Here is a 24,933-nt window from a genome sequence, read left to right as displayed (position 1 = left end):
ACTCGCCGCAGCCCCACGCCCCCGGCGCCTCCCCCTCACCGCAGCCGGACGCCCCCCGCCCCGCCCGCCAGGCCACGGGCGGCGCCCACCCCGGCGTCCGCCGCCGCGGCCCCATGCTCGCCGTCGGAGCGGTCGGCGCCCTGATCGTCCTGGTCGGCGCGGTGCTGCTCGCACCGGGCGGCGACGACGCGGCCACGGCAGCCCCGCCCCCCACGGCGGCCCCCACCACGGCCGCTCCCGAGCTGCCCGTGGGCGTCGAGTGCAGCGGCGCCGACTGCGCCGGGCAGGACCCCGAAGCGATGGGCTGCGGCGGCGAGTTCGCCCGTACGGTCGCCACCGGCACGGTCGGCGGCGGCAGGATCGAGGTCCGCTACAGCAAGGTGTGCTCCGCCGCCTGGGCCCGGCTCACCGGCGCGGCGGTCGGCGACACCGTGCGGATCACCGCGGGCGAGGGCGCGCAGGACGGCGAGGTCATGGGCGCCACGGAGGCGTACACGCCGATGGTCGCGGTGAGCAAGCCGTCCGACGCGGAGGGCTGCGCGACGCTCACCTCCGGCACGAAGGGCTGCGCCGAACCGGCCGGGTGACGTGGCGGAGCCGTGCCGGACGCGGCGCGGCCGGCCCCCGCGACGCGTGCGGTGCGTGACCGGTTGTGCGCGGTGCCACAGGGGGGCGGGCGGCCCGGCCCGGCCCGGTCCGATAGCCTGGCCGACGGATATCTCTTCACGTCAAGATTCGTCGGGGCGCGGAGGGGGATCCAGCACCAGGGCCCGGGTGGCCGGGACCCCCACCGCCAGCTGTCTAAACGGAGACCGCCATGACCCGCACTCCCGTGAATGTCACCGTGACCGGCGCAGCCGGCCAGATCGGCTACGCGCTGCTCTTCCGCATCGCCTCCGGCCACCTGCTCGGCCCGGACGTGCCGGTCAACCTGCGCCTCCTGGAGATCCCGCAGGGCCTCAAGGCCGCCGAGGGCACCGCGATGGAGCTCGACGACTGCGCCTTCCCGCTGCTGCGCGGCATCGAGATCACCGACGACCCGAACGTCGGCTTCGCCGGCGCGAACGTCGCCCTCCTCGTCGGCGCCCGCCCGCGCACCAAGGGCATGGAGCGCGGCGACCTGCTCGCCGCCAACGGCGGCATCTTCAAGCCGCAGGGCAAGGCCATCAACGACCACGCCGCGGACGACATCAAGGTCCTCGTCGTCGGCAACCCGGCCAACACCAACGCGCTCATCGCGCAGGCCGCTGCCCCGGACGTACCGGCCGAGCGCTTCACCGCGATGACCCGCCTGGACCACAACCGCGCGATCTCGCAGCTCGCCGCCAAGACCGGCGCCGCCGTCTCCGACATCAAGAAGCTGACGATCTGGGGCAACCACTCGGCCACCCAGTACCCGGACATCTTCCACGCGGAGATCGCCGGCAAGAACGCGGCCGAGGTCGTCGACGACGAGGTGTGGCTGGCCGACACCTTCATCCCGACCGTCGCCAAGCGCGGCGCCGCGATCATCGAGGCCCGTGGCGCGTCCTCCGCCGCCTCGGCCGCCAACGCCGCCATCGACCACGTCCACACCTGGGTCAACGGCACCGCCGACGGCGACTGGACCTCGATGGGCATCCCGTCGGACGGCTCCTACGGCGTCCCCGAGGGCATCATCTCCTCCTTCCCGGTCACCACGAAGGACGGGAAGTACGAGATCGTCCAGGGCCTGGACATCAACGAGTTCTCCCGCGCGCGCATCGACGCGTCGGTCAAGGAGCTCACCGAGGAGCGCGACGCGGTCCGCGAGCTCGGCCTGATCTGACCGACCACCGCACCCGCGGTACGCACGAGCGCCCCCGGCAGCAGCCGACACCTGCCGCCGGGGGCGCTCGTCCGTCTCCGGCCGGCCTTCGCGCCGGGCAGGGATCGGCCGGCCTTCGCGCCGGGCGGGGATCGGTCGGGCAAACGCCTCGCCGAGGGGCTTCCGCCTCACGTACATTGGCCTCTTTCGAGCGGCGGCCCGCCCTTCCCGTCCGGCCGGGCAGCCGCGATCAGCGCCGCGCAGCCGAGTACAGGGGGATGAGGGACGGTGACCGACAGCTCCGTGCCGAGGCCGTCGCAGGGCCAGGACGATCTGCTCGGGAAGCCGCCCGTGCACCCCGCCGCGAGCGAGGCGAGCCGTCTGCTGTGCGCCGGCGTCCATCTGCACGACGGCTACCGGGACGCGGTGATCGAGCAGCTGTACGTGCAGGAGCAGCGCGTCGCCGCCCCGTCCGCGGGCTTCGACGCCGCCCGGGTGCTCGCCCACGCCCTGCGCGCCCGCCGCGCCCAGCTGGCATGGGCGGCGGGCATCCTGGCGGCCTGGCTGCTCGGCACCGTCCTCTCCCGGGGGCTCGTCGGGGCCCTGTTCTTCCCCGGCCTGCTGCTGGCCCTCGCGCCCTGGGTCCGGGGCCCGGCGGGCGACTCCCCGGTGTACCGGCGGGTGCTCGCCTTCCTGATGCGCTGGTACGGGCGGCTCTCGCTGGTCTTCATCGGGTTCCTGGTGCTCGGCAGCGCGGTGTTCGGCCTGTTCGGGGACGACTCCGAACCGGACGGCGACTTCGACCCCTCCTCCTCGTACGACCCCTACGGATCCGGGTCCTTCGGCGGTCCGGACGGCTTCGCCGACAGCCGGTCGGACGTCTCCGACGTGGCCGCCTCGCTGCTCACGGGCGGCGTCTCGGACGGGTCCGGCGCCGGACCCGCCTGGGTGGCGCTGTTCTTCCTCGCCGTCATCGCGGCCCTGGTCGGCCTCCAGCGGGGGCAGTTCGCCCGGCTGATGGCCCAGGAGCTGTCCCGGAAGAGTTTCCGCGACCTCGCGGCCGACCCGGCGGAACTCGGTCAGGGCGAGCGCTTCCGGCGGCTCCAGGGGCGTATCCGGCTGGAACAGCACGCCCCGCTCATCATGTACGCGGAGGAGAACCCGTTCTGCGGCGCGGGGACGCCCTACCGCCCCTGGAACCTCGCCGTGGAGCTCCGGCCCCGCGAGGACGCCCCCGTCGAGCCGCTCGACAACGCCCTGATCCTGCGCCGGATCGTGCCGTTGCTGGAAGCGCTGCGGGTGCCCTCCCCGCACGGCTCCCCCGAAGGCGCCGCCGCCGTCCGGGACCGGCTGCGCGAGCTGGTGATCGACGAGTGCGTCTTCCTGCCGGCGGCGGGCCTGCCCCGCCGGGTGGACGCCCCCTACGGTCCCGAGGCGTTCGAGCAGCACCGCGGCCGTGCCGTCGAGGAGGGCGGCGAGGGCCGGCGGCACTTCCTGCGCATCCGGGTCGGCGGCTGGAGCGAGCAGGTCGTCGTCACCGTCTTCGTCCGGGTGCACACCCAGGGCGGGATGCTCATGCTGGAGGTCGCCCCGCACGTCCTGAAGCCGGTGCACCCGCTCTTCCGTGACGCCGACCGGGCCGCCCACCGGCACCGCAACAACAACTGGTTCGGCAAGGCGGTCTGGGCGCTGACCCGCACCCCCTCCTCGGCGGTGCACGCGCTCGTCGTGCTCGGCCGGGGCGCGGCGAGCGGCTGGAAGCTGCTCACGGCCGGGAACGCCGGTGCGCTGGCCGAGGGGCCCGCGTTCTCCGTCCGGGAGCTGGGCGCCGACGACGAGGCGTCGCTCTTCCAGGACATGGACGTCGACCGGTATCTCAAGAGCATCGAGGACCGGGTGAACGGCGGTGTCCGGCTGGCCCTCCGCGAAACCGGCTACGAGACCGACGAGTTCGAGCAGAAGATCGTCAACATCGGTGCGGGCGGCGTGTTCATCGGCTCCGCGAAGGACAGCGCGATCGGCATCGGCGACCACAACGACATCCGGCGCTCCGGCCCCTCGGCGCCCTCCGGCCCCGGCTCGGGTTCCGGCCGCGGCTCGGGTTCCGGCCCCGGGCGTGGCTCCGGTTCCGGCCCCGGCTCCGGTTCCGGCGCGGCGAAGGGCCCCGCCGGCCCCTCCGACCGACAGCCGAAGACAGGAGAGAAATGACCGGCCAGAACCCCGACGGACAGCCGCCGCGCACCGTGCACATCGGCTCGGTGACCGGCAGCGCCTTCGCCGTCGGCGACCACAACACCGTCACCCAGCACCAGTACGCGGGACCGGCCGACGAGACCCAGGCCGAACTGCTGCGCGCCGTACGGGAGCTGCGCGCCGACCTCGCCCGGTTCACCCCCTCCGACACCACGGAGGTCCTCGACGCGGAGCTGGTCTCCGTGTCGGACGAGATCGAGACGGCGGGGGCCGCGGAGCCCGGTCGCCTGGCCCGTCTCCAGCGCGCCCTGGACGCTGCCGGGGCCCTCGCCGGGTCGCTGGCCTCCGGCGTCGCGGTGGCCGAGGCGCTGGCCGCGCTGCTGGGAGGCTGAGCGATGACCGGGGGCGACGGGGCGCGCTGGAACGACGAGGAACAGCGCTGGGAGTCCGGGGCGGCGGACGCCCGCAGACCGCCGTCCGTGCCGCTTGAGCCGCCCGCCACCGCTCCGGTGGTGCCGGCCGCGCCCGCCGTGCCGCCGGAGTACCCCGGGGCGCCGGCGGCCTCCGATCCGTACGCGGAGCACGCGGAGCACGCGGAGTACGCGGAGACCGGGCCCGGCGTCGCGCACGTCCCCACCGGCTCGTACAACAACCTCACCGGGACGTATCCGAAGCCCGCCTCCCGGTCCGTGCGCGACCGGATCACCCCGGCGGCCGCGGGGCTCGCCGTGGCGGTGCTCGCCGCCGGGGCGGCGGGGCTCTGGTTCACGCTCGGGGGCGCGGACGAGGGCGGCCGGGACGACGCCCGGGGGCGGACGGCAAGCGCCCCGGCCGAGGAGCACGGGGGTCCGGCCGACCCGGAGTCCGGGGACGGCGGCGACCCGGCGGAGATCCCGTCCGACGCATCGGAGACCGCATCCTCGGACGCCCCGCCGCCCGGATACGTCACCCAGGACGACGCGGAGGGGTTCCGGATCACGGTGCCCGAGGAGTGGGGCGAGCGCTCGGAGGAGGGCGGCGCGGTGTTCTACAAGCCGTTCGGCGGCGCCGAGCTGATGCAGATCTTCCGGGTCTCCGAACCGGGCATGACCGCCCTGGGGGCGGTGACCGCGGCCTCCGAGGAGCTGAGCGGCAGACCGGGTTTCGAGGAGGTCCGCGTCGGCGCCGTCGACAGCCCGTCCGGGGGCGAGGCCGCCGAGCTGGTGTACGCGTACGACAGCGACGAGTCCGGCGGCCGCCGGCAGGTCGTGGAGCGGGTCTTCACCGCCTCGGACGGGCGGCTCTACGCGGTCCTGGTGGGCGCTCCCGACAGCCAGTGGCCACGGCACGAGGAGATCCTCGAACGCGCGGTGACGGACTTCGACCCGTACGACAGCCCGTTCTGACGGCTCTGCCCGTTCTCCCCGGCCGCCGGCCGCCGGCCGCCGGCGTCCGGCACCCGGGCCTCGGCGTCCGGCACCGGGCCTCGGCGTCCGGCACCCGGGCCTCGGCGTCCGGCACCCGGGCCTCGGCGTCCGGCACCCGGCCTCGGCATCCGGGCCCGCATCGACCCCCGGGCCCGGCTTTCCGCCTGGCCCGGGGACGGGATCAGCTCGCGAAGTCGCCCGGGGTGTAGTGGCCCGGGGTCAGCCGGCCGGTGACGCCGAAGCGGTTCCAGGCGTTGATCACGGTGATCGCCGCGATCAGCTGGGCCAGCTCCTTCTCCTCGAAGTGCCCGGCGGCCTCTGCGTACACCTTGTCCGGGACGAAGCCGTCGGTGAGCACGGTGACCGCCTCGGTCAGCGCGAGCGCCGCCAGCTCCTTCTCCGTGTAGAAGTGCCGCGACTCCCGCCAGGCGCTGAGCTGGACGATCCGCTCGGCGGACTCGCCCGCCGCGAGCGCGTCCTTGCTGTGCATGTCCAGGCAGAACGCGCACTGGTTGAGCTGCGAGGCCCGGATCTTCACCAGCTCCACCAGGACGGGGTCGAGCCCCTGGCGGGCGGCGATGTCGAGGCGGACCATCGCCTTGTAGACGTCGGGGAGGAGCTGGGAGACGGAGATGCGCTGCGGCTCCTCGGGGGCGAGGTCGGCCGGGGCGTGGTGATGGGTGTGCGCTGTGGTCATGAGGACGACGTTACGGCCCCGATGGCCCGCCGGTATGGTCCATTGGCATGACGGATTCCTGGGCCACTTTCGGTGCGGACCTGCATCTGGAGCCGGTCGGCCGGGGGCTGCGCAGCGGGCTGATGGAGGCGCTGCGGGAGGCCGTGCGCACCGGCCGCCTGGCGCCCGGCACCCGGCTGCCGTCCTCCCGGGCGCTCGCCGCCGACCTGGGCGTCGCCCGCAACACGGTCGCCGACGCCTACGCCGAACTGGTGGCCGAGGGCTGGCTCACCGCCCGCCAGGGCTCGGGGACCCGGGTCGCCCGGCGGTCCGCGCCGCGCCGCACCGGCCCGCCGGCGGCCCCCGCCCGCCCGGCCCGGTCCGGTGCCGGGCACGACCTGAAGCCCGGCACCCCCGACCTGTCCGGCTTCCCGCGAGCCGCCTGGCTCAGGGCCGCCCGCAAGGCGCTCACCGCCGCCCCCGACGACGCCTTCGGTTACGGCGACCCGCTCGGCCGCGTCGAACTGCGCACCGTGCTGGCCGAGTACCTGGCGCGGGCGCGCGGGGTGTACGCCGACCCGGAGCGCATCGTGGTCTGCTCCGGCTTCGCCCACGGCCTGGCGCTGCTGGGCCGGGTCCTGCGCGCCCGCCGGGTCCGGGAGGTCGCCGTCGAGTCGTACGGCCTCGACCTCCACACGAAGCTGCTCACCGACGCCGGGCTGCGCATCCCGTGCCTGCCGCTGGACGAGCACGGCACCCGGACCGGCGAGCTGTCCGCGCTGCGCGGCGCGGGGGCGGTCCTGCTCACCCCGGCGCACCAGTTCCCCACCGGCGTACCGCTGCACCCGGACCGGCGGGCCGCCGCCGTCGACTGGGCCCGGTCCACCGGCGGGCTGATCCTGGAGGACGACTACGACGGCGAGTTCCGTTACGACCGGCAGCCGGTGGGGGCGCTCCAGGGCCTCGACCCGGAGCGCGTCGTCCACCTCGGCACCGCCAGCAAGTCGCTCGCCCCGGGGCTGCGGCTGGGCTGGATGGTGCTGCCCCGGAGCCTGGTCGGCGAGGTGGTGGCCGCCAAGGGCGTCGGCGACCGGACGGCCGGCACGCCCGACCAGCTCACCCTCGCGGAGTTCATCGCCTCGGGCGCGTACGACCGCCATGTGCGGTCCATGCGGCTGCGCTACCGCCGCCGCCGCGACCAGCTCGTCGCGGCGCTCGCCGAGCGGGCGCCGGACGTCCGGGTCAGCGGCATCGCGGCCGGTCTGCACGCGGTCCTCGAACTCCCGGCGGGCGCCGAGCGGTCGGTGGTCCAGGCGGCGGCCTTCCAGGGGCTGGCGCTGGAGGGGCTCGGCCGCTACCGCCACCCCGACGCCCCGGCGGGCCGCGACGCCCTGGTGATCGGCTACGGATCACCCTCCGAGAGCGCCTGGGCGGGCGCCCTGGACGCCCTGTGCCGGGTGCTGCCGTAGGACGCGTCGGGGGCTCCCCGCGACCGCTGCCGTAACGCAGGTTTCAAACCGGCTGTACGTCGAACTAGTCTGACAAGCGGCCCGGTTGCGCACAGGGAAACCGGAACCGACAGACGTACCACGGGGGAGAACCGGAACATGGCCGGACGAAGGCTGAGGTCGAGCACGGTCGTGCTCGGCGGCATGGGGCTGCTCGCCCTGACGATCACGTCCTGCGGCTCGGAGCCGGACAAGCGCTGCGCCGACCGCACCACCCAGAAGACCCTGCCCAGCTCCGAGTGCCGCGGCGGCGGCAGCGGTTCGTACTACTACGGCGGCGGCAAGGGCAGCGACGGCAAGGTGCAGGGCGGCAGCTTCGACAAGTCCGCGGTGGACCGCGGCGGCTTCGGCTGCTCCAAGTCCGGCGGGGGCTGAGCGGGATGGAGCGCCGCACGATCGAGCCGCGCCCCGGCTGGCAGGAGACCGTCGAGTCGCAGGGCGTCGTCTACCCGCTCACCCGCTACCCGGACGACTCGCTGCGCCCGTACTGGGACGAGAGCGCCTACTACGTCTTCTCGCTGCCCGAGGTCGAGGCGCTGGAGGAGGTCGTCGAGGATCTGCACGTCCTGTGCCTGGCCGCCGCCGAGCACATCGTGGAGGAGGAGCGGTTCGCCGACCTCGGCATCACCGATCCGCGACTGTCCGGGCTGATCGCCGAGTCCTGGCGCCGCCGCACCGAACTGCCGTCCGTGTACGGGCGGTTCGACCTGCGGTACGACGGGAGCGGCCCGGCGAAGATGCTGGAGTACAACGCCGACACCCCGACCTCGCTGGTGGAGGCGGCGAGCGCGCAGTGGTTCTGGATGGAGGAGCGGTTCCCCGGGGCCGACCAGTGGAACTCGCTGCACGAGCGGCTGGTCAACGCCTGGAAGCGGCAGGCGCCGCTGCTGCCGCCCGGCCCGCTGCACTTCGTCCACTCCGACGGCGACGAGATCGGCGAGGACCTGATGACGGTCGCGTACCTGCGCGAGACCGCCGAACAGGCCGGCCTGGAGACGCTCGCGCTCTCCGTCGAGGAGATCGGCTGGGACCGGCTGTCGGGCCGGTTCGTCGACGACCGGCTGCGCTTCATCCGCAGCTGCTTCAAGCTCTACCCGTGGGAGTGGCTGGCCACGGACCGGTTCGGCCCGCAGGTGCTGGACACCCTCGACAACGGCGGCGGCTCCGGCACCACCTGCTGGATCGAGCCCGCCTGGAAGATGCTGCTCTCCAACAAGGCGCTGCTGGCGATCCTCTGGGAGCTGTACCCCGGCCACCCGAACCTGCTGCCCGCCTACCTGGACGGCCCGCGCGAGCTGGCCGGGCCCGGCGGGGCGGGGTACGTCTCCAAGCCGCTGCTCGGCCGGGAGGGCGCCGGGGTCGACCTGCACGGGCCCGGCTCGCCGTCCGTCCTGCGCGACGAGCCGTGCTGCTACCAGGAGCTGGCCCCGCTGCCGGACGTGGACGGCAACCGGGTGGTGCTCGGCGCGTGGGTCGTCGACAACGAGGCGGCGGGCCTCGGCATCCGGGAGTCGGCGGGCCCGGTCACGGACGAGTACGCCCGCTTCCTGCCGCACGTCATCCTCTGACCCGCCGGGGTTCTCGCGGGACGCGGGTACGGGTACGGGTACGGCTCAGGCCGCCCCGTACCCGTGGCCGTGCGGGGCTCAGGCCGCCCCGCGCCCGTACGCGCGACGGGCCCAGGTCGCCCCGTACGCGCACCCGCTCCCGTGCGCGCGACGGGCTCAGGCCGCCCCGCGCCCGGGCCGCCCGGCGGCCCCGGCGGCTCAGCCCTTCAGCACCGCCCGGAGCCGGTCCAGCCCCCAGTCCAGGTCCTCCTTGGAGATCACCAGCGGCGGCGCGATCCGGATCGTCGAGCCGTGGGTGTCCTTCACCAGCACCCCCTGCTCCATCAGCCGCTCCGAGATCTCCCGCCCGGTGCCCAGCGCCGGGGCGATGTCCACCCCGGCCCACAGCCCCCGGCCGCGCACCGCCTCCACCGCGCCGCCGCCCGTCAACAGGCCCAGTTCCCGGTGCAGATGGTCGCCCAGCTCGGCCGCGCGCGCCTGGTACTCACCGGTCCGCAGCATCGCGATCACCTCCAGCGCCACCGCGCAGGCCAGCGGGTTCCCGCCGAACGTCGAACCGTGCTCGCCCGGCCGGAACACGCCGAGGACGTCCGCCGACGAGACCACCGCGGAGACGGGCACCACCCCGCCGCCGAGCGCCTTGCCCAGCACGTACATGTCCGGGACCACGCCCTCGTGGTCGAGCGCGAACGTCTTCCCGGTCCGGCCGAGCCCCGACTGGATCTCGTCCGCGATGAACAGCACGTTCCGCTCACGGGTCAGCTCCCGCACCCCGGGCAGATAGCCGGCCGGCGGCACCAGCACCCCCGCCTCGCCCTGGATCGGCTCGATCAGCACCGCCACCGTGTTCTCGGTCATCGCCTCCCGCAGCGCGGTGAGGTCCCCGTACGGCACGATCTCGAAGCCCGGGGTGTACGGGCCGAAGTCGGCCCGCGCCTCCGGGTCGGTGGAGAAGCTGACGATCGTCGTCGTCCGGCCGTGGAAGTTGTCCGAGGCCACGATGATCTTGGCCATGCCGTCCGGCACGCCCTTGACCCGGTAGCCCCACTTGCGGGCGGTCTTCACCGCGGTCTCCACGGCCTCCGCCCCGGTGTTCATCGGCAGCACCGTCTCCATGCCGCACAGCGCCGCCAGCTCCGTGCAGAAGTCGGCGAACCGGTCGTGGAAGAAGGCGCGGGACGTCAGCGTGACCCGGTCGAGCTGGGCCTTGGCCGCGTCGATGAGCCGGCGGTTGCCATGGCCGAAATTGAGCGCCGAGTAGCCGGCCAGCAGATCGAGATAGCGGCGGCCCTCGACATCGGTCATCCAGGCGCCCTCGGCGGAGGCCACGACGACCGGCAACGGGTGGTAGTTGTGCGCGCTGTGCGCCTCGGCGGACGCGATGGCGGTTTCCGTGGTCGACACGGGGTCTCCGTTCGTCGTGCGGCGGGGGGCCGGGGTGGTGCCCACTTTGTATCGTCGGTCGGATCGCGCACCGGGAAACCTCCGTCGCGCGGCGCGCCCGCCGTCGTACGCGGGCGGACGGAATGTGCCGTTCGTCTCAGGCGTGCGCTCCCGTGCTCCCGGATCCCGCGACCGCGCGCCCACTCCGCCCGCACCGGCTGCCGGAGAACGCCCCCGCACCTGAGACAATGGGGCCATGGCCTCCGACCTCCCCACCGACCAGCCGCAGACGGGCCGCACCGGTGCGGCCGCCCGTCCGCGCGTGCTCTCCGGCATCCAGCCCACCGCGGGCTCGTTCCACCTCGGCAACTACCTGGGCGCGGTGCGCCAGTGGGTGGCGCTGCAGGAGAGCCACGACGCCTTCTACATGGTCGTGGACCTGCACGCCATCACGGTCCCGCAGGACCCCGCCGAGCTGCGGGCCAACACCCGGCTCGCGGTCGCGCAGCTGCTGGCGGCCGGCCTGGACCCGGAGCGCTGCACGCTCTTCGTCCAGAGCCATGTGCCCGAGCACGCCCAGCTCGGCTGGGTGATGAACTGCCTGACCGGCTTCGGCGAGGCGTCCCGGATGACGCAGTTCAAGGACAAGTCCGCCAAGCAGGGCGCCGACCGCGCCACCGTCGGCCTCTTCACCTACCCGGTGCTCCAGGTCGCGGACATCCTGCTCTACCAGGCGAACCAGGTCCCGGTGGGCGAGGACCAGCGCCAGCACATCGAGCTGACCCGCGACCTCGCCGAGCGGTTCAACGGCCGGTACGGACAGACGTTCACCGTTCCCGCGCCGTACATCCTGAAGGAGACGGCGAAGATCTTCGACCTCCAGGACCCGGCGGTGAAGATGAGCAAGTCGGCCTCCACGCCGAAGGGCCTCATCAACCTGCTGGACGACCCGAAGATCACCGCGAAGAAGGTGAAGAGCGCGGTCACCGACACCGACACGGTGATCCGGTTCGACGCCGAGAAGAAGCCCGGCGTCTCCAACCTGCTCACGATCCTCTCCACCCTCTCCGGCAGCCCCGTCGAGGACCTGGAACGCAGGTACGAGGGCAAGGGCTACGGCGCGCTGAAGACCGACGTGGCCGAGGCCATGGTGGAATTCGTCACCCCGTTCCGGACCCGCACCCAGGAATATCTGGACGACCCGGAGACGCTGGACTCGATCCTGGCCAAGGGAGCGGAGAAGGCCCGCGCCGTCGCCGCCGAGACGCTGGCGCAGACGTACGACCGGATGGGCTTCCTGCCCGCCAAGCACTGAGTCCAAGGACCCTGGCGAGATCCCGTCCCCAGGGGCCACACTTGCGGCGGAACGTGCGGGCCGGGCGCCCGGCCCGCACGGCATGACCGAAAAGCGACCATCGACGGTGGAGGAGAACGACGTGGGGACCGTAACGCTCGGCGTTTCGATCGCGGTCCCGGAGCCCTACGGCAGCCTGCTCCAGGAACGCCGCGCGAGCTTCGGGGACCCTGCCGCCTACGGCATTCCCACCCACGTCACCCTGCTCCCGCCGACGGAGGCGGACCGGGCGGACCTGCCGGCGATCGAGGCGCACCTCGAAACGATCGCCACGGCCGGCCGCCCGTTCCCGATGCGGCTCTCCGGCACCGGCACCTTCCGGCCGCTCTCCCCGGTCGTCTTCGTCCAGGTCGTCGCGGGCGCCTCGGCCTGCTCCTGGCTCCAGAAGCGCGTCCGGGACGCCTCGGGCCCGCTGGTGCGCGAGCTCCAGTTCCCGTACCACCCGCACGTCACCGTGGCCCACGGCATCTCCGAGGAGGCCATGGACCGGGCCTACGAGGAGCTGGCCGACTACGAGGCCGCCTGGACCTGCGGCTCCTTCTCGCTGTACGAACAGGGGCCGGACGCCGTATGGCGCAAGCTCCGCGACTTCCCGTTCGGCGGAGGCGGCGGGGCGCCCGCCGTCCCCGCCCAGGGCGGCTGCACGATCGAGGCGTCGACCTCGGCCCCGTCGCTGCGGCCCTGAGCACCGGACACACCCCTTACCTGGCCCCCGGCCTTCCTGGAGCCCCCGGCCCGGCCGCTCAGACCGGCAGACGGCGGAACAGCGGACGCGGCACGTGCCGCAGCGCCGCCATCACCACCCGCAGCGCACCGGGCACCCACACCGTCTCCGAGCGCCGCCGCAGCCCCGTGACGATCGCCGTCGCCACCTCCTCCGGCCCCGTCGCGAACGGCTGCTCGGGCAGCCCCGCCGTGTGCCGGGTCCGGACGAAGCTTGGCCGGACGATCAGCACCTGCACCCCGGTCCCCTGGAGCGCGTCCCCGAGCCCCTGTGCGAACGCGTCGAGCCCCGCCTTGCTGGAGCCGTAGATGAAGTCCGCGCGCCGGGCCCGCTCGCCGGCCACCGAGGACAGCACCACCAGCGAACCGTGCCCCTGCGCCTGGAGTGCGCCGGCGCACACCAGCCCGGCGGAGACCGCCCCCGTGTAGTTGGTCTGGGCGACCCGGACCGCGGCCATCGGCTCCTCCTCGTCCCGCGCCTGGTCGCCGGGGACCCCGAACGCCATCAGCACCACGTCGACGTCGCCCTCCGCGAAGACCTTGCCGAGGACCACCTCGTGGGAGGCGGAGTCCAGCGCGTCGAAGTCGACGGTCCGCACGTCAGCCCCCCGGCCGCGCAGCTCCGCGGCGGCCGACTCCAGGGCGGGGGAGGGGCGCCCGGCCAGCCAGACCCGCCGGGTGCGCAGGGCGATCAGCCGGCGCGCGGTGGCCAGGGCGATCTCGGAGGTGCCGCCGAGGACGAGCAGGGACTGCGGGGCGCCGAAGGCATCCTTCACGGAGAACTCCTGGTCAGATGGGGTGGGCTTCATGGGTCCTGTCACAGTCCGAGGCGGCGCGACAGGTCGGAGCGGAACGCCCCCGCCGGGTCCAGCCGCGCCCGCAGCTCCCGGAACTCCGCGAGCCCCGGGTACATCGCGGCCGCCGTCTCCGGCCGCATGCGGGAGTCCGCCGCCAGGCAGACCCGGCCCCCGGCGGCGGCGACCTCCTCGTCCACGCCGTCCAGGAAGCGGCCCAGGCCCGGCAGGGCGGCGGGCAGATCCAGGGCCAGGGACCAGCCGGGCGCGGCGAACGACAGCAGACCGGGGTCCGCCGTCCCGAACCGGTGCAGCACGGCCCGTACGGCGGGGCTGCGACGCGCCGCGATCCGGCGCACCACCCGGTGCAGGGTCTCCTCCTGGCCGTACCCGACGGTGAACCGGTACCGCACCAGCCCGCCCCGGCCGTACAGCGCGTGCGGCTCCGGGAAGGCGTCCGGGCCGTGGAAGAACGCGGACAACGGGCGCGGCTCACCAGCTCGCGCGCGGGGTGCGCCCCGGTAGCGGGCCGCGTTGTACAGGGCGGCCGGGCCCGGCCCGAGCAGCGCGCCCGGCAGCGGGGGCAGCGCCCCGAACAGGCCGGAGAGCGGGCCGGGGGCGGAGGACCGCCCCCGGCCCGCTCCGGCGCGTGGCAGAAGCCGTGTGCGCCCCGCGTGCGCCGGGCGCACCGGCGGTGGCGCGTGCTCTCCCCGGGTGAGGATTCCGCGCCCGGTGGACCGGCCCCGGGCCATCAGGTCGATCCACGCGGAGGCGTACGGCATCCGGTCGCCGCCCGCCGTGAAGCGGGCCAGCAGCTCGTCCAGGTCCCCGGCGCGCTCGGTGGAGACCGACATCAGCGCCGAGCCGACGCGGCGCAGCCGGAGCGTGGCGCCCAGGATCACCCCGGTCAGCCCGAGCCCCCCGGCGGTCGCGTCGAAGAGGGCGGTGCCCGGCAGCACCGTCCGCACCTCGCCGTCGGCGGTGAGCAGCTCCAGGGCACTCACGTGCCGGGCGAACGAACCGGACCGCCGGTGGTCCGGTCCGGGCAGATCGGAGGCGATCGCGCCGCCGACCGTCAGCCGGCCGGTCCCGGGGACGACCGGCGGGAGCAGGCCCTGCGGCAGCAGCACCCGCAGCAGCCGCTCCAGACTCACCCCCGCGTCGCAGCGCACCACCCCGGCGGCCGGGTCGACGGCCCCGATCCGGGCCAGGCCGGTCAGGTCGAGCACCGAGCCGCCCGCGTTCTGCGCCGCGTCCCCGGGCGACCGCCCCAGCCCGCGCGCGACGACGCCCCGCGGCCCGCGGCCGCGGACGACGGCGGCGGCCTCCTCGTACGTGCGGGGGCGAAACCGTACGGCGGTCGTCGGGGAGGTACGGCCCCAGCCGGTCAAGGACACCGTGTCGACGGACATGGGGGTGACCGTATCGTCCGGGAAATCCCCTTCGCGGCATTGGTGAATTCGCTCACCGGAACGGGTGACGGAGGGTGTGTCAGCGGAGCGTGGCGGACATCCGCCGTACGGGTCGGGGAGAGTCCGGGGCGGGCCGCTGGTGTTCCGGGCCCAGGAGGGTATGCGTGAGGTCATGGACTGGCTCAAGAAACTCCCGGTGATCGGCCCCCTGGTCACCCGGCTCATGGAGACGCACGCGTGGCGTTCCTACGAGCGGCTCGACCGGGTCCACTGGACCCGGCTGGCGGCGGCGATCACCTTCATCAGCTTCCTGGCGCTCTTCCCGCTCATCGCGGTCGGCGCGGCGATCGCCGCCGCCCTGCTGAGCGACAAGCAGATCGACACGATCAAGGACGAGCTGGCCGACCAGGTGCCGGGCATCTCCGACCAGTTGGGCATCGACGGGCTGATCGCCAACGCGGGCACGATCGGTCTGGTCGCGGGCGCCCTGCTGCTGTTCACCGGGGTCGGCTGGGTCGGTTCGATGCGGGAGTGCCTGCGCGCGGTCTGGGAGCTGGACGACGTCCAGGAGGCCAACCCCGTCGTCGCCAAGGTGAAGGACGCCGTGCTGCTCGTCGGCCTCGGCGGCGCGGCGCTGGCCACCCTCGCGGTCTCCACCGTCGGGTCGACGGCGGTCGGTTGGACCGCCGACCTCATCGGCATCCCCGAGAGCGGGGCCGGCGGCGTGCTGCTGCGGGTGGCCGCGCTGGTGGTCGCGGTCGCCGCCGACTTCCTGCTGCTGCTCTACCTGCTGTCGCTGCTGCCCGGAGTGGAACCGCCGAGGCGGCGGCTGATGGTCGCGGCCCTGCTCGGGGCGGTCGGCTTCGAACTGCTCAAGCTGCTGCTCGGCAGCTACATGAAGGGCGTCGCGGGCAAGAGCATGTACGGGGCGTTCGGTGTGCCGATCGCCCTGCTCCTGTGGATCAACTTCACGGCCAAGCTGCTGCTGTTCTGCGCCGCCTGGACGGCGACCGGCAGCAAGGAGGAGGAAGGCGTGCGGCGGGAGGAGGAGCCCGGGGACTCCGGTGCGCCGGGCGCGGAGCCTGCCGCCGCCGAGACCTCCGGAGGCGGCTCCACCCGCGTCTGAGCGGCGGTTCCCCCTTGCGTCTGAGCGGCGCGGCCCCGCGTCCGGGGGCGCCGGAAGCGGGGCCGCGTGCGGGGTGTCCGGCGGATCGGGGCCCGACCCGCCGGACATCGCCTCAGGGCTTGTCGGTCGGGGCGGCCGACGCGGTCGCCCCGGCGCCCTCGGGATCGCCCTCGACGTGCTTGCCGGTGTCCTCGACGTCCTTGCCGGCCTCGCCGGTGTCCTCGGCGCTCTCCCCGGCCTTGCCGGTGTGCTGGGCGGTCCCGGTGTCCTCGGCGTCCTTCGTCCCCGCCGCCGTCGCGTCCGTCTCCGTCGCGTCCGTCTCCGTCCCGCGGGTCCGTCCGGCCATCGGCCAGCGGCGGTTCACCAGGAACACCGCGGCGGCCAGGACCACGAGCAGACCGCCGATGATCGCCAGGGCGGTGCCCACTCCGCTGGAACCGTTCGACGCCGACGCGTGGGTGGCCTCCGCCTGTCCGCCGGGGCCCTGGACGGTGCCGGCCGCGGGGGTCGCGCCCTTGCCGCCGATGCCGGTGCCGGTGTCCAGGGACCTCGGCGGCACGAGCTGGCCGACCGGGGTCACCTTGCCGCTCGCGGCGAAGCCCCAGTCCAGCAGGTGCGCGGCCTCCTTGTAGACGGCGTGGCTCTCCTCGGCCGACGGGTTCATGACCGTGACCAGCAGGACCTTGCCGTTGCGCTCGGCGACGCCGGTGAAGGTGTTGCCCGCGTGGGTGGTGTAGCCGTTCTTGACGCCCGCGATCCCCTGGTACGGGTCCACGCCGATGTCCCCGGTGATCAGCCGGTTGGTGTTCGAGATCTCGAAGGACTCGCGCTTCTTGCCCTTCTTCTTCTCGCCCGGGAAGTCGGCCGACGCGGTCGCCGCGTACTCGCGGAAGTCCTTCTTCTGGAGACCGCTGCGGGCGATGAGGGTCAGGTCGTACGCGCTGGAGACCTGGCGCGGCGCGTCGTAGCCGTCCGGCGAGACCACCACCGTGTCCAGGGCCTGCAGCTCCTCGGCGTGCGCCTGCATCGCGTCCACCGTCTTCTGGACGCCGCCGTACATCTCCGACAGGACGTGCACCGCGTCGTTGCCCGACCGCAGGAACACACCCAGCCACAGATCGTGGACCGTGTAGGTGTGGTCCTCCTTGATCCCGACGAGGCTGCTGCCCTCCCCGACCCCGGACAGCTCGTTCTCCGTCACCTTGTGGGCCAGGGTGGTCGGCTGGAGCGCCGGCAGGACGGTGTCCGCGAAGAGCATCTTCAGCGTGGAGGCGGGCGGCAGCCGCCAGTGGGAGTTGTGCGCGGCGAGGACGTCCCCGCTCTCCGCGTCCGCGACGATCCAGGACCGGCCGCTCAGCTTCTTGGGCAGCACCGGCGCTCCGGGGCCCAGGTTGACCTGGGTGCCGGCCTTGCCGAGCTGCTCGCCGCCGAGGCTCGACATCGTGCTCGGCGGCTTGGGCTGCTTGTCGTCGCTCGTGTCCTTGTCGGCTGCCGCAGCAGGACTGAGGACGAAACCGGACAACAAAGCGGCGGAGGTGATCGTGAGGGCGATCTTTTTCAGAGCGGGCACGGTCGGAAACGTACAGGGCGAAACCGTGGTTGCGGACCCGGACCGCCTGACCCGCCGCAGGGAACGCCGGGACGGCCCTGTGCGGACGCCACCCCGGAGCAGAAGGCCGACGGGCGGCGGCGATACTGGACCCATGAAGCTCAGCCGCCGCGTGTCCTGGTTCCTGCTCGCGTTCGGGGTGTGGAGCTGGTTCATCTGGATCACTTTCGTCAAAAATCTGTGGCAGGACGGCAGTGGCCTCGCCTTCGACGACGCGGGTGATCCGACCGGCTACTTCTGGGTGCACCTGCTGCTCGCCATCACGTCCTTTCTTCTGGGGACGGCGGTGGGCGTGATCGGGTTGCGCGGAGTCCGGGCTTCACGCGACAAGAGCGCATGACGACGGGAACGTGGGGAAGCTCGGATGGCAGCTGTGGTCTTCGCCCTGGTGGCGCTCGTGGTGCTGGCGCTGCTCGGCGCCGTGCACCGGTACGTGTGGCGGCGCTTCGTCGGTGACACCACCGCCCCGGGCAGCACGCTGCGGCGGGTGGGGACCGTCGCGGCGTTCGTGCTCCCGCTGCTGAGCCTCGGCGCGATGACGTCGGGGCGGGTGGGCGCCCCCTTCTGGCTCCAGCAGGTGCTGGCGTGGCCGGGCTTCCTGTGGCTGGCCTGCCTGCTGTACCTGACGCTGGCGCTGCTCGTGGGCGAGGTCGTCCGGCCGCTCCTCCTGCGCTTCCTCGCCCGCCGCGACGCGCGGACGGAAACGGCGGAGAACGGAACGGCGGAAGGAGCGGCTTCCGGAACCGCTTCCGGAGCACCATCCGGAACCACGTCCGGAACGCCTGCGGCCCCGGCCTCCGGAGCGCTCGCCGGGACCGCGGGGGAGCCCCGCACCCGTACCGGTGAACTGGTCGCGTCCCGTACGGCTGCCGCCCCCTCCCCGTCGGACCCGGCGGTAAGGACGGCGCCGGACCCGGCCGCCGCGGCGGCAGCGGAACCCGCGGCGAAGGCCGATGCGGAACCCGCGACCGAGACCGATCCGGAATCCATGGCGAAGGACGATACGGAACCTGCGGCGAAGGCCGGTACGGAACCGGCGGAGAGCCCGTCCGCCGAAGCCCCGGCCGCCCCCGCGCCCGCTCTCGCTCTCGGCCCCTCCCGCCGCCTCTTCGTCTCCCGGGTCGTCGGCGGTGCGGCCGCCGCCGCCGGGCTCGCCACCGTCGGGTACGGCACGTACGGCGTCCTGCGCGGCCCGAGCGTCCAGCGGATCACCGTCCCGCTGGCCAAGCTGCCTCGCGCGGCCCACGGCTTCCGCATCGCCGTGGTCAGCGACATCCACATCGGCCCGATCCTCGGCCGTGCCCACACCCGCCGGATCGTCGACACGATCAACGCGACCTCGCCCGACCTCGTCGCCGTCGTCGGCGACCTCGTGGACGGCTCCGTCGCGGACCTCGGCTCGGCCGCCGAACCGCTGGCCGCCCTGCGGGCCCGGCACGGCAGCTACTTCGTCACCGGCAACCACGAGTACTTCTCCGGCGCCGAGCAGTGGGTCGATCACGTCCGCGAACTGGGCCTCGTCCCGCTGGAGAACGCCCGGGTCGAGATCGAGGGCTTCGACCTCGCCGGGGTCAACGACATCGCGGGCGAGACCGAGGGGCAGGGGCCGGACTTCGTCCGCGCGCTGGGCGACCGGGACCGGGGGCGGGCCGCCGTCCTCATGGCGCACCAGCCCGTCGTCATCCACGACGCCGTCGAGCACGGCGTCGACCTCCAGCTCTCCGGCCACACCCACGGCGGGCAGCTCTGGCCGGGCAACATGCTCGCCGAGCTGGCCAATCCCACCGTCGCCGGACTCGAACGCTACGGCGACACCCAGCTGTTCGTCTCGCGCGGCGCGGGCGCCTGGGGGCCGCCGGTCCGGGTGGGGGCCCCGTCCGACATCACCGTCGTGGAGCTGGCGTCCCGTCAGGCGTAGGGGGGGTCCGGCGGACTGTGGGGAAGGTCCGGCGGACCGTGACCGGGACCGGGGCGTCCGATCCGCCGGACACGCCCTGGTTCCACAACTCCTCCGGGGCGTGGCTCCGTTGCGGGTGCGACGACTCCGGAGCCCCGGGCCGGTCATCATGAAATCCACACCGCAGGGTCACCGTCAGCTACATAAACCCGCAGGTAGAAGACAGGAAACAGCCTTTTCGGACAGAGTTTCCGGATCGTGTCCAACAAAAGGCTGTGAGTGCCCCATTTACTCTTCCAGATGTGAAAATCGTGTGATTGGGTGAGCGCGAACATGCGGCGATGTGCGCGTCCTGAACGCCACCGCCGAGGTGGGGTTTGGCAAGGGAGAGCACGGCAATGCGGTCGGTCCGGGTACGGATTCTCGCGATTCTCGCGGTATTGGTCATAGCGGGCGTCGGTGCCTGGCAACTGCTCCCGTCGGGGGAGGCGAAGACCGACGCGATCAGAGTCGGGACCTCGGACGTCGTCACCTCGCTCGACCCGGCCGGCGCCTACGACGCCGGTTCCTGGGCGATCTACAGCAACATCTACCAGTCGCTGATGACCTTCAAGCCCGGGGCCGTCACGCCGGAGCCGGACGCCGCCGAGAGCTGCGGGTTCGTCGGGCAGAAGCTCCAGACGTACCAGTGCAAGCTCCGTGACGACCTGACCTTCACCAACGGTCGCAAGATCACCGCCAAGGACGTCAAGCACTCCTTCGACCGGATCTTCAAGATCAATTCGGATGTCGGTCCCGCGGGTCTCTTCCCCACGCTCGACACGGTCACGACCGAGGGCCGGACGATCACGTTCAACCTCTCCGCCAAGGACGCGACCTTCCCGCAGAAGATCGCCACCGGCGCCGCGGCGATCGTCGACTCCTCCATGTACCCGAAGGACAAGCTCCGCAAGGGCAACCAGGTCGACGGCTCCGGCCCGTACGTCCTGAAGTCGTACGAGCACAACAAGAGCGCCGAACTGGTCCCGAACCTCAAGTACAAGGGCGCGCTCAAGAAGACCGGCGAAGCGGTCGACATCAGCTACTTCAAGACGTCCGAGGAGCTCCAGACCTCGTGGGACGCCGGTGACGTGGACATCGCCCACCGCCAGCTCCCCTCCGAGACGCTCGCCGAGCTCGACCAGAACGACCCCGACGTACGAGTGACCGAGGCCGCCAGCGCCGAGATCCGCAACATCATCTTCAACTCCCGTACCGGTTCGCCGTTCGACGAGAAGAAGGTCCGCCAGGCCGTCGCCGCGCTCCTCGACCGGGGCCCGCTGGTGCGGAAGGTCTACCAGGGGACCGTCGATCCGCTCTACTCGCTGATCCCCACCGGCTTCATCGGCCACAGCACCCCCTTCTTCGACACCTACCCGTCGCCCGACCCCAAGCGGGCCCGGAAGCTGCTCCAGCAGGCGGGGGTGGAACTGCCGGTCGCCGTCAACTTCGCCTACCGCGAGGGCGACATGTACACCAAGGAGACGGAGGAGCTGCGCCGTCAGATGGAGAAGGACGGCCTGTTCAAGGTCTCCGTCAAGGCCGTGGAGTGGACGAAGTACCAGAAGGAGTACGCGGCCGGCAAGTTCGACATGTACACCGTCGGCTGGTTCCCCGACTTCCCGGACCCCGACACCTTCAGCCAGCCGCTCGTCGGCACCGGGAACGTCCTCCACAGCGGCTACTCCAGCAAGAAGATGGACCAGCTGATCGCCGCCACGCAGCAGTTCAGCGACCGCAGCCGCACGTCGAACGACTTCAAGCAGATGCAGGCGCTGGTCGGCGAGGACGTCCCGCTGCTGCCGCTGTGGCAGAAGAAGGATTACGTCGTCGCCAAGGCCGACGTCGCCGGCTCCCAGTACCTCTCCGACGGCACCGGCACCTGGCGGCTGTGGGAGCTGAGCCGGATCTGACCCGCCCGGCTCGGCGGGCCTGACCGGCCCGCCCGGCCGGAGCGGCCGGATCAGTCGGTGGAACGGCCGGGGCCCCGCGCCCCGGCCGTCGCCGTCTCCGGGAGGAACTCCACGAGCAGGCCGTGGATCTGCCGCACCAGCGGGCGCAGCACCCGGAACCGGGAGAGCGAGATGGCCCGCGCGGCGATCGGCGCGGTCCGCTCGACCAGGCGTCGGCTGCGCTCGGCGCCCTCGCTGCGGTCGTACACCCAGTAGAGCACCAGGCCCATCTGCATCAGCCACATCAACTGCGGCAGCAGCGGGGCCAGTTGCGGATCGCTCTTGACGTCGGCCCCGGCGAGGCACCGCTCGTGGATGGAGATCGCCGCGTCCCGCGCCGCGGAGGAGTCGCCGGAGAACGGGGAGAGCGGGCTGTCGGGGTCGGCCGCGTTCTTGAAGAACTGCGAGGCGAAGCGGTGGTACGGCTCCGCCACGTCCAGCCAGCCGAGCAGCACGCCCCTGATCCGTACGGCCAGGTCCCGGTCGCCCTCCAGCACCGGCCGGACCGCCTCGGCGTGCTCACCGGCGATCCGGTCGTAGAAGCCCTGGACCAGGTGCTCCTTCGAGGCGAAGTAGTAGTAGGCGTTGCCGACCGAGACGCCCGCCTCCTGGGCGATGGCCCGCATGGTCGTCCGGTCGTAGCCCCGCTCCGCGAAGAGCCGGAGCGCCGTTTCGAGAATCAGCGTGCGGGTCTGCTCGCTCTTCGCGGCCTTGGCCGGCTTGTTCTCCTGCACGTTCTTCTCTTCCTTCACCACGGGCCCAAGGTTATCGGGGCCCTCGCGCCCCGCCCGGCGGGGTGGCGCACGCGGTGCTCCCGGGGGCGCAGGGCGGCACGGCCATCGCGCGGTAGCGGGCGGCCGCCAGCACGGTCCCCCGGGCGAAGGGCCGCCCGGCCGGGGTGGTCAGCCAGTGGGCCCGCGAGCGGTACTCGGCCAGCGCCCACAGGCAGACGATCCAGGCGGCGGTCTCCCGGTAGACCTGCCCCAGGTCGCCGACGACGGTGATCTCCCGGAGCGTCGCCGCGTGGTCCAGCTCCGGGAACCGCCGCACGGCCTCCGCCGATCCGGCCGGGACGAGGTCGAGCGGGACGAGCTGCCGCTGCCGCTGGAGCCAGCCCCGCAGATGGACGCAGAGCGGGCACCGCGCGTCGTAGAGCACGGTCAGCCGGCGGACGGGGGCGGCCGCCCGGCGTACGGGGACGGGCCCGGCGGCGGCGTAGGGTGCGGGGCCCGGCACCGCCGCCGGGGGCGCGTCGTCGGCCACCGGGCTCACCGCCCGGTCGCGGGGGCGGTCCACGGGCCCTGGGCGCCCGGGGGAGTCCAGCCCTGCGGCTCCACGGGCGGGGTCTGCTCGCGCTCCAGCGCGCCGCGCCGGCGGATCCGGCTGAGCACCCACACGTTGCCCAGGTGCATCACGCCGAGCACCAGCAGGACCACGCCCACCTTGACCGAGAGCGCCTCGAACAGCTCGCGGGCGGTGGTGACCCCGTCGGCGTTCTTGAGGTAGAGCGCGACGAACCCGAGGTTGACCAGGTAGAAGCCGACCACCAGCAGGTGGTTGACGGCGTCGGCGAGCTTCTCGCTCCCGCGCAGTACGTCGGCGAGGAAGACCCGCCCGTTACGGCTGAGGGTGCGGGCGACCCAGACGGTGAGCGCCACGCTGACGAGCAGGTAGATGACGTACGCGACCACAGTGAGGTCCATGCCCCACCCTCCTTTGAACGCGTTCAAATTGCTGTGTGGGCATGACTGTAGACCCCTTCTTGAACATGTTCAAGAAGGGGTCCGTGTGGCAACTACCGGAGGTGGCTCACCGGGCCTCGGGGCCGCCGATGTCCGCAGGCCCCCACGGATCCGTCGGCCCGCCCGCATCCGCCGGCCCGCCCGGGACGGTCTACCCCGGCTCCGTCTCCGTCAGCGCGTCGGCGATCTCCGCGCGCAGCGCCTCGCCGTGCCGGGGCGTCAGCTCCGCGAGCGCCGTGTTCCACTGCGCGGCCGCGTTCTCCACCGCCTCACGGAAGCCCCGCTCGACGGGACGGCGGGCGAAGAACAGCGCCACCGCGCCCACCGGCCGCAGCAGCCACCGCCCGCGCACGCTCAGCACGACGGAGATCCGCCAGGAGCCGTCGTCGGCCGGGTACGGGGTGACCGTGAGGCGGGCCTTGGCCAGCCGGTGCGCCGCCCGCGCGGTGACGGGGGGCCGGGCGGCCGGAAGAGGGGAGGGAAGCCGGTCCACCGCCGCCCACCAGGCGGCGAGATCGGCGGCGCCGCGCCCGGAGAAGCGGTACAGCGAGCCGCGGTCGGGCCGGTGCCCGGAAAGGGAGAGGCCCAGCGCCCGGGGCCTGCGGGGCTCGCTCAGCCGCACCTTCAGGCGCAGCGCCAGGCCGTCCTCCGCGACCCGGCTCTCCACCTCGACGGAGTGCGCCGGCCGCCACGCGCGCAGGACGACGGCCCCGACCGTCGCGGACGGGCCGGGCGCCGGGACCCCGCCGGACGCGCCGGGGCCCGAGGAGCCGCCCGCCGCGCCGGCGCCGGCCGTTCCGGGGCGGGCCAAGCCGTCTGCCGCGCCGGCCGTTCCGGAGCCCGCCGGGACGCGGCCGTCAGCGCCGGGCTTCACCGGCTTCGGGGTCTCCCCGTACCGTGCCCCCGCCCGCAGGTGACGTCCCTTCAGCAGCCGGAGGCCCGCCACCGCCCGCCCGTCGGCCAGCAGGACCGAACCGTCCGCGCGCGCCCGGGAGCCGTCGAGGAGGTCCACCAGTGTGCCGGCCGCCTCCTCGAACCAGCCGCGGTCCAGCGGCGCGACGGTGACCGTGTGCGTGAGACGTGTCATGGGAGCCCGGCGGGGTCAGACGCTCAGGGAGCGGGCCTGGTTGAGCTGGGCCATGATCGCGGGGAAGGTGTGCGGGCCCGTCGCGGGGATCATCGTGGCGTGGTGCCGGCCGCCGCTGGTGACCGTGACCTGGACGAAGCCGGTCGTCTGCTTCTCCTTCATCAGCAGGAACAACAGGCCGACCAGGCAGAACAGGGCGAAGACGATCGCCAGCACGACCGCGTGCGTCGGGATCTTCTCCTCGGTCCGCGACATGTCCGTCGCCGTCCAGACCGCGCCTTTGAGCGGCATCGTCCCGGACGGGGTGACGATCGCGTCGCCCATGACGGTGATGTCGCCGATCGACAGCATCGGCATCCCGTGCTGACCGGGCACGCCCTGGGGCGCCGGAAGGTACGGGCCGGGCATCGTCGGCTGGGCGTACTGCGGGTACCCGTAACCGGGGCCGGGCTCGGTCGCGGACTCCGGCAGCGGCTGGGGATAGCCGTAGGCCGGGGCGCCCTGGGCGGGGTAGCCGTACGCCTGGCCGTCCGCGACGGTGGGCTGGTGGCCGGGCTGCTGGGGAGGGCCCCACGTGTACGCGTCGCCCGCCGGCGGATTCGGGTCGCTCACGACTGTCCCCGTTCTGTTCACTTCTTACTTCGGTCTTCGACTCCGCCGACCGTACCGCCCCCGAGG

Annotated in this window: 24 protein-coding genes; 14 read left to right on the top strand and 10 right to left on the bottom strand. The window is 73.5% G+C overall.

The features are described from left to right. The 5 genes from IF19_RS0127565 to IF19_RS0127545 all read left to right on the top strand — a co-directional run. Nucleotides 1–587, top strand: a 587-nt coding sequence (locus IF19_RS0127565) for a DUF2690 domain-containing protein (RefSeq protein WP_032788623.1), incomplete at its 5' end; no start/stop codon positions are given. Nucleotides 588–817: 230 nt separating this feature from the next. Beyond that, nucleotides 818–1,807 carry a malate dehydrogenase gene (locus tag IF19_RS0127560; protein WP_030112696.1) on the top strand — a complete coding sequence of 330 codons (990 nt, stop codon included), beginning with the start codon at nucleotides 818–820 and terminating at the stop codon, nucleotides 1,805–1,807. A gap of 267 nt (nucleotides 1,808–2,074) precedes the next feature. Continuing rightward, nucleotides 2,075–3,994 carry a hypothetical protein gene (locus tag IF19_RS1000000137470; protein ID WP_030112695.1) on the top strand — a complete coding sequence of 640 codons (1,920 nt, stop codon included), beginning with the start codon at nucleotides 2,075–2,077 and terminating at the stop codon, nucleotides 3,992–3,994. After that, nucleotides 3,991–4,371: a hypothetical protein gene (locus IF19_RS0127550; protein ID WP_030112694.1), complete on the top strand. Its 381-nt coding sequence runs from the start codon at nucleotides 3,991–3,993 to the stop codon at nucleotides 4,369–4,371. The genes IF19_RS1000000137470 and IF19_RS0127550 overlap by 4 nt, the downstream gene beginning before the upstream one ends. 3 nt (nucleotides 4,372–4,374) lie before the next feature. Continuing rightward, nucleotides 4,375–5,364, top strand: coding sequence for a PsbP-related protein (locus tag IF19_RS0127545; RefSeq protein WP_030112693.1), 990 nt, complete (start codon nucleotides 4,375–4,377; stop codon nucleotides 5,362–5,364). Nucleotides 5,365–5,566: 202 nt separating this feature from the next. Here IF19_RS0127545 and IF19_RS0127540 read toward each other — a convergent pair whose 3' ends face one another. Continuing rightward, entirely contained in the window at nucleotides 5,567–6,082 is a 516-nt protein-coding gene (locus IF19_RS0127540; RefSeq protein ID WP_030112692.1) for a carboxymuconolactone decarboxylase family protein, read from the bottom strand. Between the two features lie 47 nt (nucleotides 6,083–6,129). On the opposite strand from IF19_RS0127540, the gene pdxR reads away from it, so the two are divergent. From pdxR to IF19_RS0127525, 3 genes are all read left to right on the top strand, one after another. After that, nucleotides 6,130–7,530 (top strand): MocR-like pyridoxine biosynthesis transcription factor PdxR, encoded by a 1,401-nt coding sequence (pdxR, locus tag IF19_RS0127535; protein WP_030277362.1) that lies wholly within the window; start codon nucleotides 6,130–6,132, stop codon nucleotides 7,528–7,530. 138 nt (nucleotides 7,531–7,668) lie between these two features. Further along, complete coding sequence (locus tag IF19_RS0127530) at nucleotides 7,669–7,944, top strand: hypothetical protein (protein ID WP_030112689.1); 276 nt, start codon at nucleotides 7,669–7,671, stop codon at nucleotides 7,942–7,944. A 5-nt stretch (nucleotides 7,945–7,949) separates the two neighbouring features. Then, the gene (locus tag IF19_RS0127525; RefSeq protein WP_030112688.1) at nucleotides 7,950–9,137 is read left to right on the top strand and encodes a glutathionylspermidine synthase family protein; all 1,188 of its coding nucleotides are present in this window, start codon (nucleotides 7,950–7,952) and stop codon (nucleotides 9,135–9,137) included. Nucleotides 9,138–9,335: 198 nt separating this feature from the next. Here IF19_RS0127525 and rocD read toward each other — a convergent pair whose 3' ends face one another. Beyond that, entirely contained in the window at nucleotides 9,336–10,541 is a 1,206-nt protein-coding gene (rocD, locus tag IF19_RS0127520; protein WP_030112687.1) for an ornithine--oxo-acid transaminase, read from the bottom strand. A gap of 301 nt (nucleotides 10,542–10,842) precedes the next feature. Between rocD and trpS the strand changes: the two genes are divergently transcribed. Beyond that, nucleotides 10,843–11,835 (top strand): tryptophan--tRNA ligase, encoded by a 993-nt coding sequence (gene trpS / locus IF19_RS0127515; protein ID WP_030112686.1) that lies wholly within the window; start codon nucleotides 10,843–10,845, stop codon nucleotides 11,833–11,835. A gap of 121 nt (nucleotides 11,836–11,956) precedes the next feature. Further along, nucleotides 11,957–12,559, top strand: a complete 603-nt coding sequence (locus IF19_RS0127510; RefSeq protein ID WP_030112685.1) for a 2'-5' RNA ligase family protein — start codon at nucleotides 11,957–11,959, stop codon at nucleotides 12,557–12,559. Between the two features lie 58 nt (nucleotides 12,560–12,617). Here the strand turns inward: IF19_RS0127510 and dprE2 are convergent, their stop codons facing one another. Continuing rightward, on the bottom strand, nucleotides 12,618–13,373 hold the full coding sequence (dprE2, locus tag IF19_RS0127505; RefSeq protein ID WP_030112684.1) for a decaprenylphospho-beta-D-erythro-pentofuranosid-2-ulose 2-reductase: 756 nt from the start codon (nucleotides 13,371–13,373) through the stop codon (nucleotides 12,618–12,620). A 41-nt stretch (nucleotides 13,374–13,414) separates the two neighbouring features. Beyond that, complete coding sequence (locus IF19_RS0127500) at nucleotides 13,415–14,803, bottom strand: FAD-binding oxidoreductase (RefSeq protein ID WP_030277359.1); 1,389 nt, start codon at nucleotides 14,801–14,803, stop codon at nucleotides 13,415–13,417. Between the two features lie 172 nt (nucleotides 14,804–14,975). Here IF19_RS0127500 and IF19_RS0127495 point away from each other — a divergent pair, with 172 nt between their 5' ends. Continuing rightward, nucleotides 14,976–15,929 carry a YihY/virulence factor BrkB family protein gene (locus IF19_RS0127495; RefSeq protein WP_030112681.1) on the top strand — a complete coding sequence of 318 codons (954 nt, stop codon included), beginning with the start codon at nucleotides 14,976–14,978 and terminating at the stop codon, nucleotides 15,927–15,929. Between the two features lie 112 nt (nucleotides 15,930–16,041). On the opposite strand, the gene IF19_RS0127490 is transcribed toward IF19_RS0127495, so the two are convergent. Continuing rightward, a complete protein-coding gene (locus IF19_RS0127490) occupies nucleotides 16,042–17,499 on the bottom strand; it encodes a D-alanyl-D-alanine carboxypeptidase family protein (protein ID WP_234310317.1) in 1,458 nt (485 codons plus the stop codon). Between the two features lie 133 nt (nucleotides 17,500–17,632). Between IF19_RS0127490 and IF19_RS0127485 the strand changes: the two genes are divergently transcribed. The 3 genes from IF19_RS0127485 (at nucleotide 17,633) to IF19_RS0127475 (ending at nucleotide 21,387) form a co-directional block, all read left to right on the top strand. Further along, nucleotides 17,633–17,878, top strand: a complete 246-nt coding sequence (locus IF19_RS0127485) for an SCO4848 family membrane protein (RefSeq protein ID WP_030112679.1) — start codon at nucleotides 17,633–17,635, stop codon at nucleotides 17,876–17,878. Nucleotides 17,879–17,902: 24 nt separating this feature from the next. Next, nucleotides 17,903–19,456, top strand: a complete 1,554-nt coding sequence (locus tag IF19_RS0127480) for a metallophosphoesterase (protein WP_050493758.1) — start codon at nucleotides 17,903–17,905, stop codon at nucleotides 19,454–19,456. A 377-nt stretch (nucleotides 19,457–19,833) separates the two neighbouring features. Further along, nucleotides 19,834–21,387 (top strand): ABC transporter substrate-binding protein, encoded by a 1,554-nt coding sequence (locus IF19_RS0127475; RefSeq protein WP_030112677.1) that lies wholly within the window; start codon nucleotides 19,834–19,836, stop codon nucleotides 21,385–21,387. 50 nt (nucleotides 21,388–21,437) lie between these two features. On the opposite strand, the gene IF19_RS0127470 is transcribed toward IF19_RS0127475, so the two are convergent. The 5 genes from IF19_RS0127470 to IF19_RS0127450 all read right to left on the bottom strand — a co-directional run bounded on the left by IF19_RS0127470 (nucleotide 21,438) and on the right by IF19_RS0127450 (nucleotide 24,867). Further along, a complete protein-coding gene (locus tag IF19_RS0127470; RefSeq protein ID WP_030112676.1) occupies nucleotides 21,438–22,181 on the bottom strand; it encodes a TetR/AcrR family transcriptional regulator in 744 nt (247 codons plus the stop codon). A gap of 10 nt (nucleotides 22,182–22,191) precedes the next feature. Beyond that, entirely contained in the window at nucleotides 22,192–22,662 is a 471-nt protein-coding gene (locus tag IF19_RS01000000135025; RefSeq protein WP_229320437.1) for a thiol-disulfide oxidoreductase DCC family protein, read from the bottom strand. Between the two features lie 32 nt (nucleotides 22,663–22,694). Beyond that, nucleotides 22,695–23,129, bottom strand: a complete 435-nt coding sequence (locus tag IF19_RS0127460) for a hypothetical protein (protein WP_030112674.1) — start codon at nucleotides 23,127–23,129, stop codon at nucleotides 22,695–22,697. A 190-nt stretch (nucleotides 23,130–23,319) separates the two neighbouring features. Further along, a complete protein-coding gene (locus tag IF19_RS0127455; protein ID WP_030112673.1) occupies nucleotides 23,320–24,255 on the bottom strand; it encodes a hypothetical protein in 936 nt (311 codons plus the stop codon). 15 nt (nucleotides 24,256–24,270) lie between these two features. Beyond that, nucleotides 24,271–24,867 (bottom strand): chromosomal replication initiator protein DnaA, encoded by a 597-nt coding sequence (locus IF19_RS0127450; RefSeq protein ID WP_030112672.1) that lies wholly within the window; start codon nucleotides 24,865–24,867, stop codon nucleotides 24,271–24,273. Between the last annotated feature and the right edge of the window lie 66 nt (nucleotides 24,868–24,933).

This window comes from Streptomyces californicus, from assembly GCF_000717645.1.
Lineage (GTDB): Bacteria > Actinomycetota > Actinomycetes > Streptomycetales > Streptomycetaceae > Streptomyces > Streptomyces californicus.
This window is presented reverse-complemented; position numbering and strand designations above follow the sequence as displayed.